We start from the raw sequence: 16,869 nt of genomic DNA on the forward strand, positions 1-16,869 counted from the left end.
TCAAAATGAACCCAGCCACGCTCCCAGAAAAATAACCACTGTCAGTGCAATAATAGGGCCAATAATTCCAACGATAATAACATCCAGATAGCTTTCACGATGCGTCGATTGGCATACAGCAAGGAGTGTCACAATCGCTCCATTATGAGGCAGGGTATCCAGCGTTCCAGATGCAATAACAGCTACACGGTGCAATAGAGCCGGTTCAATCCCATGGAGTTGAGCCAAATTCAAATAAGTAGAACCAAGCGACTCCAAGGCAATAGAAAGCCCCCCGGATGCCGACCCTGTAACTGCAGAAAGAATATTGGTCGCCGCTGCAAGTGAGACCAAGGGGCCACCACCTAGATTTAAAACCCAATCACGCACCACAGTAAACGCAGGAAGGGCGGCAATCACCGCCCCAAAACCCACCAGGCTTGCGACTGTTAACACCGGTAAAACTGAAGCATTTGCCCCTGCATCGATTGTCTCTCGCAAGTTAGGAAGGCGTTTACGGTTAATGAGGATTAGGATAAAAATTGCTGAAGCAAGGGCAATCACGATAGACCATATGCCACCCACCTCTGAAAACGAACTTGCTCCCCATTCTTTTCTGGCTAAAAATGAAAAATCCAGACGGGGTAGAATGAACAATGCCGTTAAGAAGTTGACACTAATAACAATGACCATTGGTAGAAAAGCGAGTGTTATTGAGGGAGGATTTTTACTGTGCTCTCCATGCGTAATTTCTGCCGTATCAAATTCATGGGCCGTCGTGGCTCGCCCGCGAATAAGTTGATCGTTTGCAATGCATTCAGCGTCCGCTATGGCACCTTCACCAAAAGGCTCATTCTTGCGCTTGGCCGCCGCTTCCGCTCGTTTAAGCCACCACATGCCAAAAACAAGCATCACTGCCGAAGCAATAATTCCAAGGCCGGGTGCTGCGAACAGCGTAGTGCCTAAATAAGGCATAGGAATCGCATTTTGTATGGAGGGTGTGCCCGGTAAGGCAGACATGGTGAATGTTGAAGTTCCCAGCACAATTGCTGCAGGCATTAGTCGACGGGGGATCACAGCCGCTTTGAATAAAGATTGAGCCATTGGTGCCAGTACGAAAAAAACCACAAACAAGCTTACCCCGCCATAAGTAGCTAATCCCCCGGCTAATACAACGGCCAACAAAGCATGTCTTGCGCCCAGTCTCTGGGTCATAAAATGGGCAATCGTCGATACGGAACCACTGTCTTCCATTAATTTACCGAATAGGGCACCCAATAAAAATAATGGAAAAAATTGCGCAATGAAACGCGCGGCTCCATTCATAAAAGTATAGGTCCAATGAGCAAGCAAGGGCTCACCAGAAATTAGCGCTGCGACTAATGCAGCTCCTGGTGCAAGAAGAAGTATACTCCAACCACGAAAGGCAAAAACGATAAGCAATGTGAGCGCAGCTAGAACTCCAAGTACGCCCATAAATTATACTCCTTCAAGTAACTCATCGAGGTCGTATGAGGAGCGCTTACCAATATCTACAGCATGGTTTTTAAGAAACTCATCTGCCGATCGGCGTCCTTCATTTCGTAGCATGACGAGAAAATCCCATTCTGCATTAAGCTTGGACGAATAACCGAGATCAACCATAATATCAGTACTCACACGGTGAATACGCATACCGGCCCATTTTCCTCCTTCACAATCTGCAGGAATTGCCAATTGGCGTAAGAGGGCAATCATGCGAAGTTCCTTGAGCAATACGGCATTGAATGAAACTTCATTGAGACGATTAAGTATTTCTCTTGCTGATTGCGGAAAATCGGGTCGCGTTACCGGATTTATTTGAACCAAAATGGTATCTTGTGATTCGCATTCGCGTATAAGCGGAGTTATTGTTGGATTTCCTGAATAGCCACCATCCCAGTAATGCTCGCCATTGATTTCAACTGCCTTGAAAATGGTAGGGAGGCAGGCTGAGGCAAGAAGTACTTCAGCGGTAACTTCGTTGTTGCGAAAAACACGCCCTCTGCCCGTACTTACATTAGTCGCGGTAATAAATAATTTAATGGGGCTTTTAGGCAGTCGTTCAAAATCAATGGATTCGGTTAAAATGTCGCGTAGGGGGTTAATTCCTAAGGGGTTCAGATCGTAAGGAGAAAACACTCTGGAGAAAATATCCATTGTGATAAAAAAAGGTGAGTTATCAAGGGACCATTTTCCCTGTATTATATCAAGAGGTCCTCGTTGAAAAAGGCTAAAACGAGCGGCATCGGATACCCGTTTCCAAAACACTCCAAGTGCTTCACGCGCTCCTTGTGCACCGCCCTTAGTGTAGCCATCCGCAAGAACTACAGCATTCATTGCTCCCGCGGAGGTACCTGAAATACCATCGATTCGTAGGTTTTCTTCTTCCAGTAAGCGATCTAACACGCCCCAAGTAAACGCACCATGAGCCCCGCCACCTTGCAGCGCTAAATCAATCAGTCTTTCAGCCATGGGGAATGACATCCTTTTCGTTGATTATTGAATTCCTTCTTCTCTACCATTATGGCATAAAATGAGTGCTGTTTTTTTATTCGTAGCTTCTAATTACGAAATTTGTACTTATGGGTGCTTCGGTATCGTCCTTTGACTTATAAAAAACACCGAATTCCCCACACTACCTACTTAGCCGGTCTCTCATGCTCAAGCTAAGGCATCATTAATGTGGGTTCTGACGGTCTCTTTATTCCCTCTACTAAAGCCGAAATAAAAGGCGCGATACTCAACTCCGAGCAATGTACGAGTTTAGATTTTAATTTTTCATTCACCGGCGCATGAAACGTCTCGAACTCATTATGCTTATAACAATGAAGCAACCATTGAATATCACCTTGAGTAACCGAAGAGAAGAATAGCGATTTGAGTCGAGATGGAGGTTGTAATAAACGGCTTTTTTCACTTAAATGCTCAGCAAGACCATTTCTCAACCGCTCAATCAACTCCGGTGCGGCATTATGCTCTTGAACACGTCGATATAATAAAAGACTGAGGCTCGAATTCATTAATCCCATGAGTCGATCTTGGACATTGCATTCCAAATTTAAAAACCTTTGGATGAGCTGAGGAGTTGCAAGCCAATGTTCGTTTTGAGCAGCAATGTCTAAACGCAATAAATAAAACTCACGATCTTTATCTGCTGGGTTAATCAGACATAATTGCCTTAATGCCGTAAAAAACTCAAGAATAGCCTCTGATACAGGACGGTTTGTACACTCCTTAGCACCCATTTGCATAATAAAGCGTTCCAGCAAAATCAGAACATCAGGCTCGGGTTTCTTATCAAAATGAGAAAATAAGCCTTCCGTACAAAACGGGATATCACGAAATTTTTTTATTAACTGCGTTTTCTCCATAGACTCATGGCGATTTCTGAAGTCAATAATATCTTTAAAGGGATTACGAGCCCCAAAAAGACTCAGTAACAGAGGGCTTAGAGCAAAAAAATCACTGGCTTCGGAGTAGATTCCATCAAGAACCTCCAGCGCTAAATGCTCATGAGTCCCTTGTGGAGCTTGATACGTCTCCGTTATCCGTTTGGCAAAATCCAAATCGATATATAAAGCATCCATCTTACGTATTTTTCTACCATTGATGACCTGCTCGTTGACTTTTATTTTGACATTATTGCCGGTAATATCGCCATGCACGATGGGCACACCACTGAGATTATTATAATGTAAGTGATTAAGACCCAGAATTAATTGCCATGCAAGATCTACGGCTTGAAAAAAGGTCAATTGCTTTATCGGAGAATTTTCCCTTAACTCTGGAACGATATGAAATCCTTCGATGTAATCCATAATAAGCACATCACGAGCCTCAATATTTAAAACAGCAATTTCAGAAGCATAATATTGGTAAGGTGATGGTCGCTGCTCTCCATCATAGACTTTGATGGCGACAGGTTCTTCTCTATTAATCTCTAATTTTTCTTTTTCCATGCGTGTTGGTGTAGCACATGATGAGACTGGCTGTATCAAAGTACAGGGATAGCCCTTATAAACCTGATGGCCTAGTTCTTCACTGAAATCACAACAATAGTATGAAATCTTACCGTTAGGTTGTTTTACTGGAAACAACGTATAGGGTAATTCGTCGTCCGTTTTTGGAGCTCCCATAAATTGGCCTTAAATTAAGTTAATGGTTGAAATTATAACATTCTACTATTTTAAGATAAGAAAATGTATTAAAAAATACCAAGATGCTTATCATTAAGATTAACGTACTATAATTTAAATTAAGCAATCTGGGTATATAAATGCCAACTAAAATTATTTACGGGATTTAAACTTTTCAGTTTTTTTACATCCAGCTTTAATGGTTCCTTAATTTTAGAGGCATAAAGTAGTTAAGGAAGAAGCAGATTAATATTAGAGCTTCGTATTTTTGTCATTAACCAAAGAGAGGACAATGATATGTTATCTACGAGCGAAGCGGTAAACACCTTAGATGAAGAAAAAACGCGCCGAATTATCGAACTTTATCTAAGAGCACGATTCAAGGACGGATTTAATCCTGCTTGGCTAGACACGATGGATAACTATGCTCCATTAGCAAAAGCCCTTATTTTCTTTGACCAATTAGGTAATGACAACTTAATACTCGCAGCGATCGGCAGCAGTAATAAAGGAACGCGCGAAGATTATAACGAACAATTATTACGGCTACAGGAAATATTAGAAGATGTAGCTCCTTTAACCGATGATATCCCACCCATAGCCCAAGAATTTAATGAAAAAAAAGCTATTCTTTGGAGCTTGGAACTCAATCAACGATTAGAAAGTCGTTCCTTACGGGATTTACATGCTCAAAGCCGTAATTTAGGTATTGCAGAAAAACTATTGAATGGGGAGTTGGGAAAAAAAGAATGGCTTGGTGAAGTTGATTTAGAACGCATGCTCATTAAATTAGGCGTAAAAGACCGAACTCATATTACCCGCTTAGATGAAGATGACATTGGTATGATCTTGCACTTTGAGCGAGTAAAACATGGTACTAGTACAGCCCCATATACTATCCCTTTATTAATCAACTGCGGTAGCAATTCGCTAAGTAGTCAAGGCTCACATTGGACTTATGCAATGGTTTCAGTGAATCCCACAACCAACACAGTTAGCATTAATTACCAAGATTCAATGCCACTTAAAGGCTCAGAACACACTATTCTTACCAACGCCCTTAATTATTCAGATGGAGCATACAGTGCATTCCCTCATGCAACGCAAACAGTGAATACAAACTCCAATGGATTACAAAAAGATGGCTGGAGTTGTGGCTATCGTGCATTAAGAGGTTTAATTACTGCACCAGGTTTTCCGGTTACAGGGAATGTAAATCAAGGTGTTACTTGGCAAAGGCTGACTGGTGCAGCAAATAACTCTACTGCTCTGTGTAAGGTAGTGTACGATGAACTATTAGATGAAGTGGAAATTGACCCTCAATATGCCGAAGACATGGCACTGGCTCCATCAATGCTTACATCAACGAGCGGAAAATCCCATAAAATTGACAGTAAATTTACTCAGCATTATCGCGAGTTGCTTGAAGGTAAGGGAAGTGCTCGACTTGGGGCATCAGAAAATTTTGCAGAAGATTATAGAAAAATCAGCATTCTGCTGGGCACGATACGCGTTTCCACCAGCAGAACAACCGTACTTAAAGAGCTAAAGCAGGAGCTCAATGAGGTAATGACGAATAAAGAATTATCTTCTGACGAAAAACTATTTGCGATTCTCAATGTAATGGGAACAAAATACTCAAAAATTCTAAACTCTTTTCGAGGCTCCAATAGTGTGTTAGCTGATTACATTAAAGAGTTCTGTGACAAACAAATGGGTGTAGTATTAGATAAAGATCCTCTTTATCGATTTAAAAAAGAAGGTTTAATGAGTCGTCTGCTAGATAACCAGGCTGGAATTAAATTGGAAAAAGGTGTAACGGAGTCATTATTACCCCCCATTAAAAAGAAAGCATTAGGTACAGGTGTATCTCATAGTGCGCCTACAGTAAGAACAACGGAACCCCTTGAGCCAAGAATAACGCCCTCGGAAGGCTCAATAGACAAGAAAGGAGCACGTCTGAATCAAACGGCATTACGCGAACATGAAAAGGATGCGCGTCTTGGTACCATGTTTGGTCTCACTCAATTTTGTTATGGTCAAAAACCATCTGGAGTTGAACCAGGCTTTAGAGCTATTGATTTAAATGAGACTTTTTTTAAAGAATTAAGCACCATTTTAGCCAAGGTTCCGTCTGAGGATGACCCATATCACCTCAATCAATTAGGAGCGGTTCTTGATCGCGCCGAAAATCTAAAACGTAAACAAGAAATTTTTGCTATTTATATTAATACTCATACCCCAAAACCCTATCGTGAAGGCACAAAACTTAACCCCGGCGTTCAATGGCTTTGTGACGAAATCAAGAAAGCCGTCGCGAATAATCATAGCCTCCAGGCTTGGATGTACAAACTTGATTATGCCGAAGGACAAAAAGAACGAGTCAAAGCCAATAAAGAAGCAATCCGCGAATTCGTAGGTACACGATTAGCTGGTATTTTTAGTGAGCAAAACCAAAAACAAGAGCTTGCCTGGGTAAATAATAACGAGGGCGGGGCACATGCCTTATTAGCTTGTGGCTGGAAAAACGGTCTACGTGAACTTACTGATTTTCTTTGTAATGGAAAGGAACCGGATTACCGTGGGGTATTAGTTGAAGATAAGGATGCCCCGCTGAAACACTCCATGCTCATTCCCGGACTGGCGAAAAATTTAATTTTTGGTGTTGCCATTGGAGATCGTGACGGTATCGGTAAAAATGCCCAGAATAAAGGTTTTGCTGATGGAGCATTCTATGGTTTTGACTACGGTAAGCCTTATGAAGGCGATGGGGTCTGTGATAGTTTAGAAGATGATTTTTCATTTGATGATTTTTACGCTAAAACCCCAGAGTTTCTAAGAAGAGAAACTACTGTCGGCGTGGCACGTCATATGATGTACCGGAACTATAGCGTGTTTTACGATACGCCGTTATCTGAGCGGATGGTGGGTTTACATTTATTAAGAAAAATGATCACCGGTGAGAATCCTGATGAAGAGGTAATTAAAAGCTACCCCGGTTTAAGACAAGAATTACACCGTATTCAAGAAAGTCCCCCTACACCAAAATCATTATTAAGACAATTAGATCTTATTAGACATGACTGCAGTAATCCAAAGACTATGGCCTTACTCGAGGCTCAGGTAATGGCTGTCGGTTCAGGAAAATTATCCAATTTTGACTTGTATTTTTACAAAATCAAAACCGATATTATGGAAATGGCTGTAAAAAGTGGCATGGCTTATGAAGAGCTTTCAGGTTACATAAAATTTATTGATAAAATGGAAGCCCAAGCTCATACAAATAATTCCCGGATATTAAAAACTTTTGCACAACGAGTACAATTGACTCGACAAGAACTGGACTTACTGGATAACCTTGAAAAGATTTATTCGCCCACATCAATCATGTCCTCAGATGGGGAAGTGTTTCTAAACAGGTTACGTTTTGAGCCACAAAGTAAGCGTATTCCTTTTCAATTAAAGCATGAAGAAAATGGTACTTACACCTTGAGCACCACCAATAAGTTCATTGCGAAGACAGTAGAAAAGGAGTTTAGCTTACTCCATCCTAGTGTAACTAAGGGAGCCGTGAATTATACGCTGACAGAAGATCAACTGAATAAGCTAATGGCTATTGCGGATCAGAAATACCATGAGAAGGTAGAAAAAGAGCTATATCATCCTACATACAAAGCCACGGTGTTAAAACGTGTTTCGGCAATGATAAATAGTGACAATACCCCTGAAACACCGAAAGCTGAATTTGGAATGAAGTGGGGAGAGGATGGCCATTTATCTCTACGAGTGGAAGCGAAAACGGTAGCGCAAGTAAAACAAATACATAAAATTTTTGGGGTGGTCGTAGCGCTAAATACGCCCGAGATTCTTAACATTAGCCCAAGAACACTGCAAGTCTTCAAGGAAAAGGTTGATGCAATTTATGTTCGTGATGACTACGCCAGCCGTATCAGCACTAACTCCAGTGTTGAGGACACAGGTATAGAACTTAGCTCAATAATGAAAAAAACCTCTGAGCCCACTTCTGGCTCAGAAAAATGGAAGGCGCTTCATCAAAAAGAACATGAACTAACGCCTACTGAACAACTGATGAAGCGATTTGAAACATTAATTAATAAAACCGATGTTCTAGCACAAATTGGAGATACTCTTGCCGAAGCTCACCCTGATGTTGTTGAGCAATTGATGCAATACAACGATAACACCTTGAGTAATGAGGACAATCTCAAGGCGATTATTCAAGATCGATTAGGAGATATTAAAGAAATACCTGATGAGTTGGTAATAACCCCAACAACGCCAAGTGGTGTCAGGCCTGGATTACAATAGAGAATGACGACTTCGTGCCCAGAGGAGTTTACGATAAAGGAGCTCCTGAATGAGAAGCTGTACGAATCGTGAACAAAGGATTCTTCAGGAATTCCCTCACGTTTTAGGGATGATGTAAAACCCAAGGATGATGAAATGATATCAGCTAGCGATGCCAAAAGTGTATTGGATGCCGACCAGAAACGCCGGATTATAGAGCTCTACCTAAGAGATACCTTCAAAGAGCGATTTGATCCTGCCTGGTTAGGAAATAGGGCCAACTTTATACAACTGGCTGCAGCGCTTGATCATATTAATCAACTCGATAATGGGAATAACCTAAATCTCGCTGGTATTGGTAGCCATAATCCAGAGACTCGGAAAGATTATGTGGCGGAATACAAAATTTTAAAACAACTCTTAGATAAGCAAATTGCCTTCACCAATACTGACCCGCCTGTTGCCAATGGATTTGATGAAAAAAAGTCAGTTTTGCTTTGGTTAGAAGCAAATCAAAATGTAGCCCATCGTTCCTTACGTGATTTGCACGCCCAAAATAATAATTTAGGTGTTGCAGAAAAATTACTTAGCGGCGATCTAGGAGCTACAGAATGGCTTGGTGAAGTTGATTTAGAGCGCATGTTGATCAAGCTCAATATAAAAAACAGTACGCATATAACTCGTTTGAATGCGAACGATATTGGAATGATTTTGCATTTCGAGCGAGAAAAACATGCACATAGCAATGTGCCTTATTCCATTCCTTTACTCATCAATTGCGGCAACAATGGCTCGTTGCGAGCCCAAGGTTCCCATTGGACTTGTGCCATGATAACGGTTAATCCTGCCACTAATTCAATTAGCATAGATTATAAAGATTCCATGCCACTGAGAGGAAACGAGCGGGCTATTCTTACGAATGCAATCAATTATCAAGACGGTCACTATAGTGCTTTCCCAAATGCAGCAGTAAAAAATGTTAATCCAGTGACCGATAACTTACAAAGAGACAGTTGGAGTTGTGGCTATCGGGCACTCCAAGGTTTAATCACAAATCCTAGATTTCCTGGACAAGGGAACATCAACTATGGGGCCGATTGGCAAACACTTACGAATGCAGGCAATGACTCGGCTGCTTTACGTGATGCAGTTTATCATTCCTTGCTCGAAGGGATGCAACTGGACCCTCGGTACGTTGAGCGCATGAAACTGGCAAATAAAGTAACTCCACAGTCAGAGGTAGGACAGCCCTATAGCCTGGAGAGCCAGTTTGCACAGAATTATATGGAGTCCATCACCAGCTATAAAAAAACTGCCAATACTATCTCGTCTGCCCATTGTGTAAAAGAATATGTGGTCCTTGTTGAAGCACTTAAACCCTTAGGGGAGCTCACTACCAAGGATGCCGAAGCCCAAAAAGTCCATAAGAAATTATCTGAAATCTTACTTCGTAGTGACTTATCTGAAGATGCAAAAATCATTACGATGCTGGACATTATGGCAACTGAATATGCTTCATTAGGTACGAATAATAAAGTGAGTCAACATATTAAGGCACTTTGTGAACAGTATTTAGGAGTTGAAATAGGTATTAATCCTCGCTATCAATTAAAAAATGATGGCGTACTTAGACGTTTATTCGATGCTCAAGCGGAGATTAAACCCGAATCGCTATTGCCGCCCATTCAAAAAAAACAAACCGGGAGTAACTCTCTATCACAAAGTGCACCCACACTAAGCTCGGCTCCAAAAGTTGAACCGAGAATAACACCTTCTGAAGGTTCAATTGGTCAGAGTGCCTTACGTAAAACCAAAGAGCATAGCCGATTGGGCTCTATGTTTGGACCAAACCAGTTTTGTTATGCTCAAAAACCTAGTGGCGTTGAACCTGGATTTAGAGCTATTGATTTAGATGATAATTTCTTTAAGGAACTGGAACGAATTTTAGCCAATCCCCAAAGTGTAAAAAAAGCAAATGATAAACTCATGCTCGCTGAGTTAGACAAAGCGCTTAAAAAGGTAGATTTACAACAAAAACAAAAAATATTTACTCAATTTATTAATTCATTTGTTCCAGGCCCTCATAGCCCCATGCAAGTACATTCGTGTATTGAATGGCTTTGTGAGCAAGTGAAAGAAGCGGTGGCTAAGAATGACAGATTAAGCTCCTGGATGTATAAACTCGATTATGCTGAAGGACAAAAAGAACGAATCAAAGCGAATAAAGAGGCAATAAGAGAGTTTGTTGGAACTCGTTTAGCCGGCATCTTTAGTGCCCAAAATCAAAGACAAGAGCTTGCGTGGGTTAATCATAGAGGAACAGATGCGCATGCCTTATTAGCATGTGCTTGGAAAAACGGCTTACAAGAACTCACCAGTTTTCTTCATAATGGTGGAGAACCTGATTACAATGGAGTTCTGGTTGATAAGAAAAATGTAGCACTAACCCATTCCAAACAGATTCCTGGCTTAGCTAAAAATTTAATCTTTGGTATTGCCGTGGGCGACCGAGATGGCATCGGCAAAGATGCTCAAAATAAAGGTTTTGCTGATGGAGCCTTTTATGGATTTGATTATGGAAAACCATATGAAGGAGAAGGGGTATGCGCAAGCCTTCAGGATGATTTTTCATTTGTAAATCCTTATGCAAACCTACCTGCTCTGTTTAGAGGCTCATCAGCAATCGGCGTAGCACGACACGCGATGTATCGAAATTACAGTGTTTTTTATGATACAGATTTATCCGAGCGGATGGTTGGTCTTCATTTATTAAAAAAAATGATCACCGGAAAAAATCCTGATGAAGAAATAATACAAAGCTTTCCGCGTTTGAGGCAGGAGCTACGCCGTATTGAAGAAAATACGCCGTCTCCACAAGCCTTATTAAAACAGTTAGGAGCAATTAAAAGCAAGAACGCTGATGCAAGCAAAATACAGGCGTTAGTAGATGTCTACAGTATGGATCTTGCTACCGGGAAAGTCAGCCATTTTGATTTATATTTTATCAAAATAAAAACAGATATGATTGAGATGGCGGTAAAAAACGGAATGCCTTATGCTGAGCTTGATGACTACATTAAATTTGTTGATGGTATGCAGGCCCAAGCTCATAAAAACAATCAGCAGATTTTGACGGTATTTGCGCAACGTATGCCGCTAACTCAGCAAGAACTGAATTTACTCGATCACTTAGAAAAGTATTGTTCTCCAAGCTCAGCCGTCTATCACGATGCTAAGGTTTTACTTAAGACACTGCACATTGATCCGCCAGCCGGACGAATTCCTTTTCAATTAAAACGAGAAGAAAATGGGACCTATACCCTAAGTACCACAAATAGTTCAATTGCAAAGACCTTAGGGACGGAGTTTGGCTTGCCTATGGTCCAATCATCTACAGGCTTAAGTTGCAATTTATCCCAAGAAAAACTCAATAAGCTTGTCGATACTGTTGAAAACAAATATCAACAGAAAAAAGAACGCACCCAACTCTATGTTATTTCTGATAAACAGGTATTTCCTCGTATTGTGGGACTAGTCAATGCGAAAAATGGACCCCATCAAGAAAAAGCAGATATTGGGCGTCAATGGAGCGAGGATAAAAAGACCGTCTCCCTACAAATTGTGCCTAAAACGGAAGCACAAGCACAGCAGTTAGCCAAGATTTTTGGCGATAATTTTCGAGTTAATGAAGCTAAGGTGGTTCGACTGAACCAAGATGAGCAGACACAACTTAAAAATAAGGTGAGCACGCTTTACGCGGCCGAGTGTCCCTCTAAACCAACGATTATTCCAGCCCCTTTGTCTACAGAAGTGCCACATAAAGCAGCGACAGTAAATAGATGGCAAGAACTTCATAATAAACAATCGGCGGAACAACCAACTGCAGCAGAGCAATTAATTAAACGATTTGAGGCATTAATGGAGCCAGGACAAATTCTCGACCAAATGAAAAATGTGCTTAATGAAGCAAATCCCAAGGCTGTTGAAAAGCTTTTGAAATATGATAATAAAACATTATGCAAACCTGGTAATATTAAAGCAATTTATTACGATCAATTGGAACAAGTTAAAGAAGTTTCTGAAGAAGTGGTCATTACGGCTACAACAACAGCACCTACAGATCAGATTCAACCTACGTTGTAAACAACGAAGTGCAATCCAGACTTAGCCCCAACGCTAGAGATAGGCTGGCTGAACAGCCAGTCTATCTTGAACTCCATACTTTACGGTAAAGCTTTAAAGCCTACCTGCCCACACTGACCATTATAAAAGTAGTTATATTTATATAATGGGCGTCTTCCTGTATTGATGAAAACCATGCCCGTGGCAGTACTATTAATCCACTGCACACTCACTGGAGTAGGACTATCAATGGGAGGTACACTGCCATTAACTGTGCTAAAACTGTAACTCATCGCGGGCGTACTCAAAGACCCCATTGACACAGACATATCGATACCTGCCGGTACATAATTATCAGCACCATGGGTGCCATCGGGCCATTGAACTTTGGGTAAATCAATAAACATCGAGTCAATGCCCACATCGAGCAGGGCGGTCCCACAGAACTGATTAGCCGTTGGCAATCCCGGAAAACTATAACAACCTGATTGCGCATTAAAGTCACCAGGAATTGCCATGTTGGGTGTTAAATCAACCACATTATAGCTTGCTGCAGTAGAGGTAATACCTAAAATTAAACCGTCAGGCCGGGAGCTTACCTCCCCAGGTGTGAGGTAATAACCAGGGCTCATATCTGTGCCATTACTCGCGTTGGTTATATGCAGAAAAGCATTTGCCGTTGGCGAATTAAATAAATCATTGGAGGTCGTGCTGTTTCGGTTAAAACCAACACCGATATAATGTAAATCGGGTGTAGGCGGGGTCGTATGACATGATTTATCTGCTGGCCCTACACAATAAGCTTTATCGATCCCTAACACCATAATTGGCTGAGTCTGTACAGTCCCTGTAGATGTTTTAATACGTACAGGCGCCAAATAATAATTACCGGAATAAGTATTGCCACTACTGTTATAATATTTAACTCCTGGTGCACCCGGTCCGATTACGTTGCCGTTATGAGGCAGCTCACTCGTGGGTACCACAACTCCCAATGAACCTGTATCAATCGTATAACCAGCAAAAGTCCCTGTAGAGTCATATTGGTTATAGCCTACATCAGCCTTTATTTTTAACGCATAGGGTAGTGTTTGTGACAAAGGCACATGATAACTCGTAGTACCATAAGCGCAAGAGGATGGCTTATTTTTCTTTAACACCTGCATGACACCAAGCGCAGCACCATTATTCGTCTGGTCGCTAATCCAGGCATTGAGGGAAATATTATTCGGGAATGCCTGACCACTGTAAGTAAATGTTACAGTCCCTGTACTCGTCGTCGTTGAAGTAGGCCAGATTGCCCCATGAGGTGCGCCATAAACATCGACATGAATAGGATTATTAACCGAAGGAATAAGGGCCTTTCCTTGAGAATTGCACATGGTCATGCTAACCGTAAATTGCTGAGCCGGATTAGCACCGTTACCTGTTGGATTATTAACTTGAACGACTGATGGGGTGAAATTAACGACACTTGGCTGACATGTCGGCGGTGTGATAGGAAGAATTGCTGCAGTAGTATTACTCACGGAAAAGAGACAGTAGCCATTACTATTTTGAGTACATCCTGAAAGGGCGTAACCAGGGTTATTTATTTTAATTCCCGCGAATGGGTAGTTACGATTACGTAGGGTTGTCAGTATTTTTAATGTTAAGGCAGAGACAGTATAATTTTGACATGACACAGCGCCTTTACCATTTAAGCATAAGGTGACACTTAGGTTCGTCGGGGTCCCCGTCGCAGAAATAGTAAAAAACGAACCACCTACAGAAAAAGCACTGTGGCAAATCAACAGCGACAAAACGACACTAAAATTCCTTAAATATTTTATCATAAGTTATCCGTAAGTTATGAGTTTCGCAGGTGGAAATGATCTAAATGACGCTAACTTAAGGCATTTTTGCATCTACATTCCGCGACGTGTTCGCAGAATCCAGAGAACTTCTGGAGCACGCGGACAAAAGCCGTCTGACGTAGGCATAATGGGTGTTTTACTTAAGGTAGTATTATTAGGCCCCATGCCCAACCTACAAATATAATCGCTAAATTAGAGTAGTGGAACCAAGTCCCCAGATCGCTTTGTAACCTATTGTTAAAAAATAAAAAATCGATTCAAAAGCGCGACATTATCATAGGTTAGATTACGCTTAAGAGTCAATGAGAACAGTTGCGAGTGGGCTGACGGATTACTATGATTGAATAAATAATGGATGAATTGCAAACCTCATGGAGCAATACAATGACTGGGTTAGTACGACTTTCAATAATCATATTATCCTTAAGCCTAACAACCACGAGTTGGGCCGTAATTATTCTTGATAGTACTTATAAAAAATCAGGTTTTAAAAAAGCCGAAGCACTTGCTTGGGCTCCCCAATTTAGCTCATTAATTTTTCTGCAATCAAATGCTATGGATGGCTCCGGTTCATGGATAGGTAACTACAATGGGCATGGCTATATTTTAACTGCCGGACATATGTTTCCCTCAGGCACTAAAGCAGCAGATTACACTTATGAAACCCTTGATGGCACAGAGTATTACGGAGAAGCGGTTTTTTTACATCCCTTGTGGAATGCGAATGCCAATGATCGAACAGGTTACGATTTGGCTATTGTACGTTTAAAAGAAGAAGTAACTACAGGAGGTACACAACCTGCGCTTTATAAAGGTAACGAAGAGCGAGGTAAAGTGCTAACCATGATCGGTTATGGTTGGCGTGGAACTGGCACCAAGGGGCAAGATACGTCCCTAGACACAGGTAATCAGCCTGCTGCTGCCCAAGGATTGATTGAATCTGTAGTAAACGCCCAAACTCCAACCCCGAAAACAGGTGATGCGGGTAATTATTTAGGTACCTGGTTACCCAAGGAGGATGGCTCAATACGCAATCCGCTCACGACTCATGGTATAACCATGCCTGTTTCCCCACTTATTGGTATTCTGGGCTCAGGAGACAGCGGAGGGCCTGCATGGATTTACATAAAAACCGGTTGGGTCATTGCAGGAATTAATTCCGATGGAAATGGCGATGCTGCCTATGGTGATATTTCATGGTTCCCAAGAGTTAGTGCCGTACAAGATTGGATTAGACAGATTGTACCCAATGCACGATTTATTGAGTAATGCTGTCTTGAAATTGTTCAACAAAAGACCATGAAACGTGAATTATGCTATACTTAAAGGTAGCTTAAGGGTTGAAAAATCAATTTCTTAGCTGAGTGCGTAGGAGAATTTTAAATGGATAACTCACGTTTTTTGGCCAAAGCCATAGGAGCCTACCTTCTTATCGTTAGTCTATCTATGTTTATCAACATGAATTCTTTTGTCAGTTTGGTTAATGAGATAACAAAGAATGAACCGCTTTTGTTTGTGACTGGTTTTTTTACGCTGATTATCGGTATTTTACTCGTATTAACTCATAATCTTTGGGTGAGGGATTGGCGAGTAATCATTACACTCATCGCATGGCTAACCTTACTTAAAGGAGCGAGTATCATTTTTCACCCAGCAATGTTATATACCTATACGGCAACAATCCATTACATTGGCGCGACAATTGATGCAATTATAGGCATTGTGCTGTGTTATTTTGGCTTTAAAAAACTATAGCAAAAGGGCGAAACAGCGAGAAATACAGGGGCCGTGCTTCGAACCCCTCGGTGCTTGTGCTCTGAACAGCAGTTCATTTCGGTATTATTGCAATTGCACTTACCGTGAATAAAAAGACCCCAGCGCGTTAATTAAATTAGCCCGCTCATCGACAGGTAATACACTCATCCAAGGCATAAAATTATTACTCGTATCAATAAAGGAAATTTCACGATTTCCAGCATATTGCTGAACCCGCTTCATAAGCAATGAACCAACACCTTGAAATCTTTTGCCCGGGCAGACATACAAATGATTTAAGAATACCTCCTCCTCATAATCACTAAATAAAGCAAAACCAATAATTTCCTTTCTTGATAGAGCAATTACCCCAAACCTAAATGAATGTTCGCCACCCAAACTAAGTGCATATTGAGCAAGCTCGGCCTCCTTAATACGGACACCGCTTTGTTTCACAACGTCCCATGCATCCCCCCGCAACTCCTCAGTTAAATAACGAATCGTAGGCTTGGGGCCATAAAGTGGAGAATCATCGAAAAATTTACCCATCATACTGATATCCCAATTGATTTGCATACAGCCATCATACTAACTCAGCGACAAGGTAAACAGAATGGCCTCATAACGACAAATATGTTCTTTTTTTAGCAACCCGAAGTCTTTTGAGGTCTATAATTATACATAATGGTTAT

General features: G+C 41.3%; 9 protein-coding genes. 4 read left to right on the forward strand and 5 right to left on the reverse strand.

The features are described from left to right. The 3 genes from ACD661_RS03460 to ACD661_RS03470 all read right to left on the reverse strand — a co-directional run bounded on the left by ACD661_RS03460 (position 1) and on the right by ACD661_RS03470 (position 4,136). The gene (locus ACD661_RS03460; RefSeq protein WP_400186326.1) at positions 1-1,455 is read right to left on the reverse strand and encodes a GntP family permease; all 1,455 of its coding nucleotides are present in this window, start codon (positions 1,453-1,455) and stop codon (positions 1-3) included. A 3-nt stretch (positions 1,456-1,458) separates the two neighbouring features. Further along, complete coding sequence (locus ACD661_RS03465) at positions 1,459-2,472, reverse strand: patatin-like phospholipase family protein (protein ID WP_400186327.1); 1,014 nt, start codon at positions 2,470-2,472, stop codon at positions 1,459-1,461. A gap of 194 nt (positions 2,473-2,666) precedes the next feature. After that, the gene (locus ACD661_RS03470; RefSeq protein ID WP_400186328.1) at positions 2,667-4,136 is read right to left on the reverse strand and encodes a protein kinase domain-containing protein; all 1,470 of its coding nucleotides are present in this window, start codon (positions 4,134-4,136) and stop codon (positions 2,667-2,669) included. A 297-nt stretch (positions 4,137-4,433) separates the two neighbouring features. Here ACD661_RS03470 and ACD661_RS03475 point away from each other — a divergent pair, with 297 nt between their 5' ends. Both ACD661_RS03475 and ACD661_RS03480 read left to right on the forward strand, forming a co-directional pair. Then, positions 4,434-8,465, forward strand: a complete 4,032-nt coding sequence (locus ACD661_RS03475) for a hypothetical protein (RefSeq protein WP_400186329.1) — start codon at positions 4,434-4,436, stop codon at positions 8,463-8,465. Between the two features lie 135 nt (positions 8,466-8,600). Then, positions 8,601-12,587: a hypothetical protein gene (locus ACD661_RS03480; protein WP_400186331.1), complete on the forward strand. Its 3,987-nt coding sequence runs from the start codon at positions 8,601-8,603 to the stop codon at positions 12,585-12,587. A gap of 80 nt (positions 12,588-12,667) precedes the next feature. Here the strand turns inward: ACD661_RS03480 and ACD661_RS03485 are convergent, their stop codons facing one another. After that, a complete protein-coding gene (locus ACD661_RS03485; protein ID WP_400186332.1) occupies positions 12,668-14,401 on the reverse strand; it encodes a hypothetical protein in 1,734 nt (577 codons plus the stop codon). A gap of 405 nt (positions 14,402-14,806) precedes the next feature. Here ACD661_RS03485 and ACD661_RS03490 point away from each other — a divergent pair, with 405 nt between their 5' ends. Then, positions 14,807-15,691: a trypsin-like serine protease gene (locus ACD661_RS03490; protein WP_400186333.1), complete on the forward strand. Its 885-nt coding sequence runs from the start codon at positions 14,807-14,809 to the stop codon at positions 15,689-15,691. A 114-nt stretch (positions 15,692-15,805) separates the two neighbouring features. Then, positions 15,806-16,177 carry a hypothetical protein gene (locus ACD661_RS03495; protein ID WP_400186335.1) on the forward strand — a complete coding sequence of 124 codons (372 nt, stop codon included), beginning with the start codon at positions 15,806-15,808 and terminating at the stop codon, positions 16,175-16,177. 99 nt (positions 16,178-16,276) lie between these two features. On the opposite strand, the gene ACD661_RS03500 is transcribed toward ACD661_RS03495, so the two are convergent. Continuing rightward, the gene (locus ACD661_RS03500) at positions 16,277-16,753 is read right to left on the reverse strand and encodes a GNAT family N-acetyltransferase (RefSeq protein WP_400186336.1); all 477 of its coding nucleotides are present in this window, start codon (positions 16,751-16,753) and stop codon (positions 16,277-16,279) included. Positions 16,754-16,869: the final 116 nt, after the last annotated feature.

The sequence above is a fragment of the Legionella lytica genome (genome assembly GCF_044626755.1).
Taxonomy (GTDB): domain Bacteria; phylum Pseudomonadota; class Gammaproteobacteria; order Legionellales; family Legionellaceae; genus Legionella; species Legionella lytica_A.

Excerpts from the sequence above, each read along its gene's own strand:
- ACD661_RS03460 (WP_400186326.1), bottom strand. The coding sequence starts at position 1,455 with ATGGGCGTACTTGGAGTTCTAGCTGCGCTCACATTGCTTATCGTTTTT.
- ACD661_RS03475 (WP_400186329.1), top strand. The coding sequence starts at position 4,434 with ATGTTATCTACGAGCGAAGCGGTAAACACCTTAGATGAAGAAAAAACG.
- ACD661_RS03470 (WP_400186328.1), bottom strand. The coding sequence starts at position 4,136 with ATGGGAGCTCCAAAAACGGACGACGAATTACCCTATACGTTGTTTCCA.
- ACD661_RS03465 (WP_400186327.1), bottom strand. The coding sequence starts at position 2,472 with ATGGCTGAAAGACTGATTGATTTAGCGCTGCAAGGTGGCGGGGCTCAT.
- ACD661_RS03495 (WP_400186335.1), top strand. The coding sequence starts at position 15,806 with ATGGATAACTCACGTTTTTTGGCCAAAGCCATAGGAGCCTACCTTCTT.
- ACD661_RS03490 (WP_400186333.1), top strand. The coding sequence starts at position 14,807 with ATGACTGGGTTAGTACGACTTTCAATAATCATATTATCCTTAAGCCTA.
- ACD661_RS03480 (WP_400186331.1), top strand. The coding sequence starts at position 8,601 with ATGATATCAGCTAGCGATGCCAAAAGTGTATTGGATGCCGACCAGAAA.
- ACD661_RS03500 (WP_400186336.1), bottom strand. The coding sequence starts at position 16,753 with ATGCAAATCAATTGGGATATCAGTATGATGGGTAAATTTTTCGATGAT.
- ACD661_RS03485 (WP_400186332.1), bottom strand. The coding sequence starts at position 14,401 with ATGATAAAATATTTAAGGAATTTTAGTGTCGTTTTGTCGCTGTTGATT.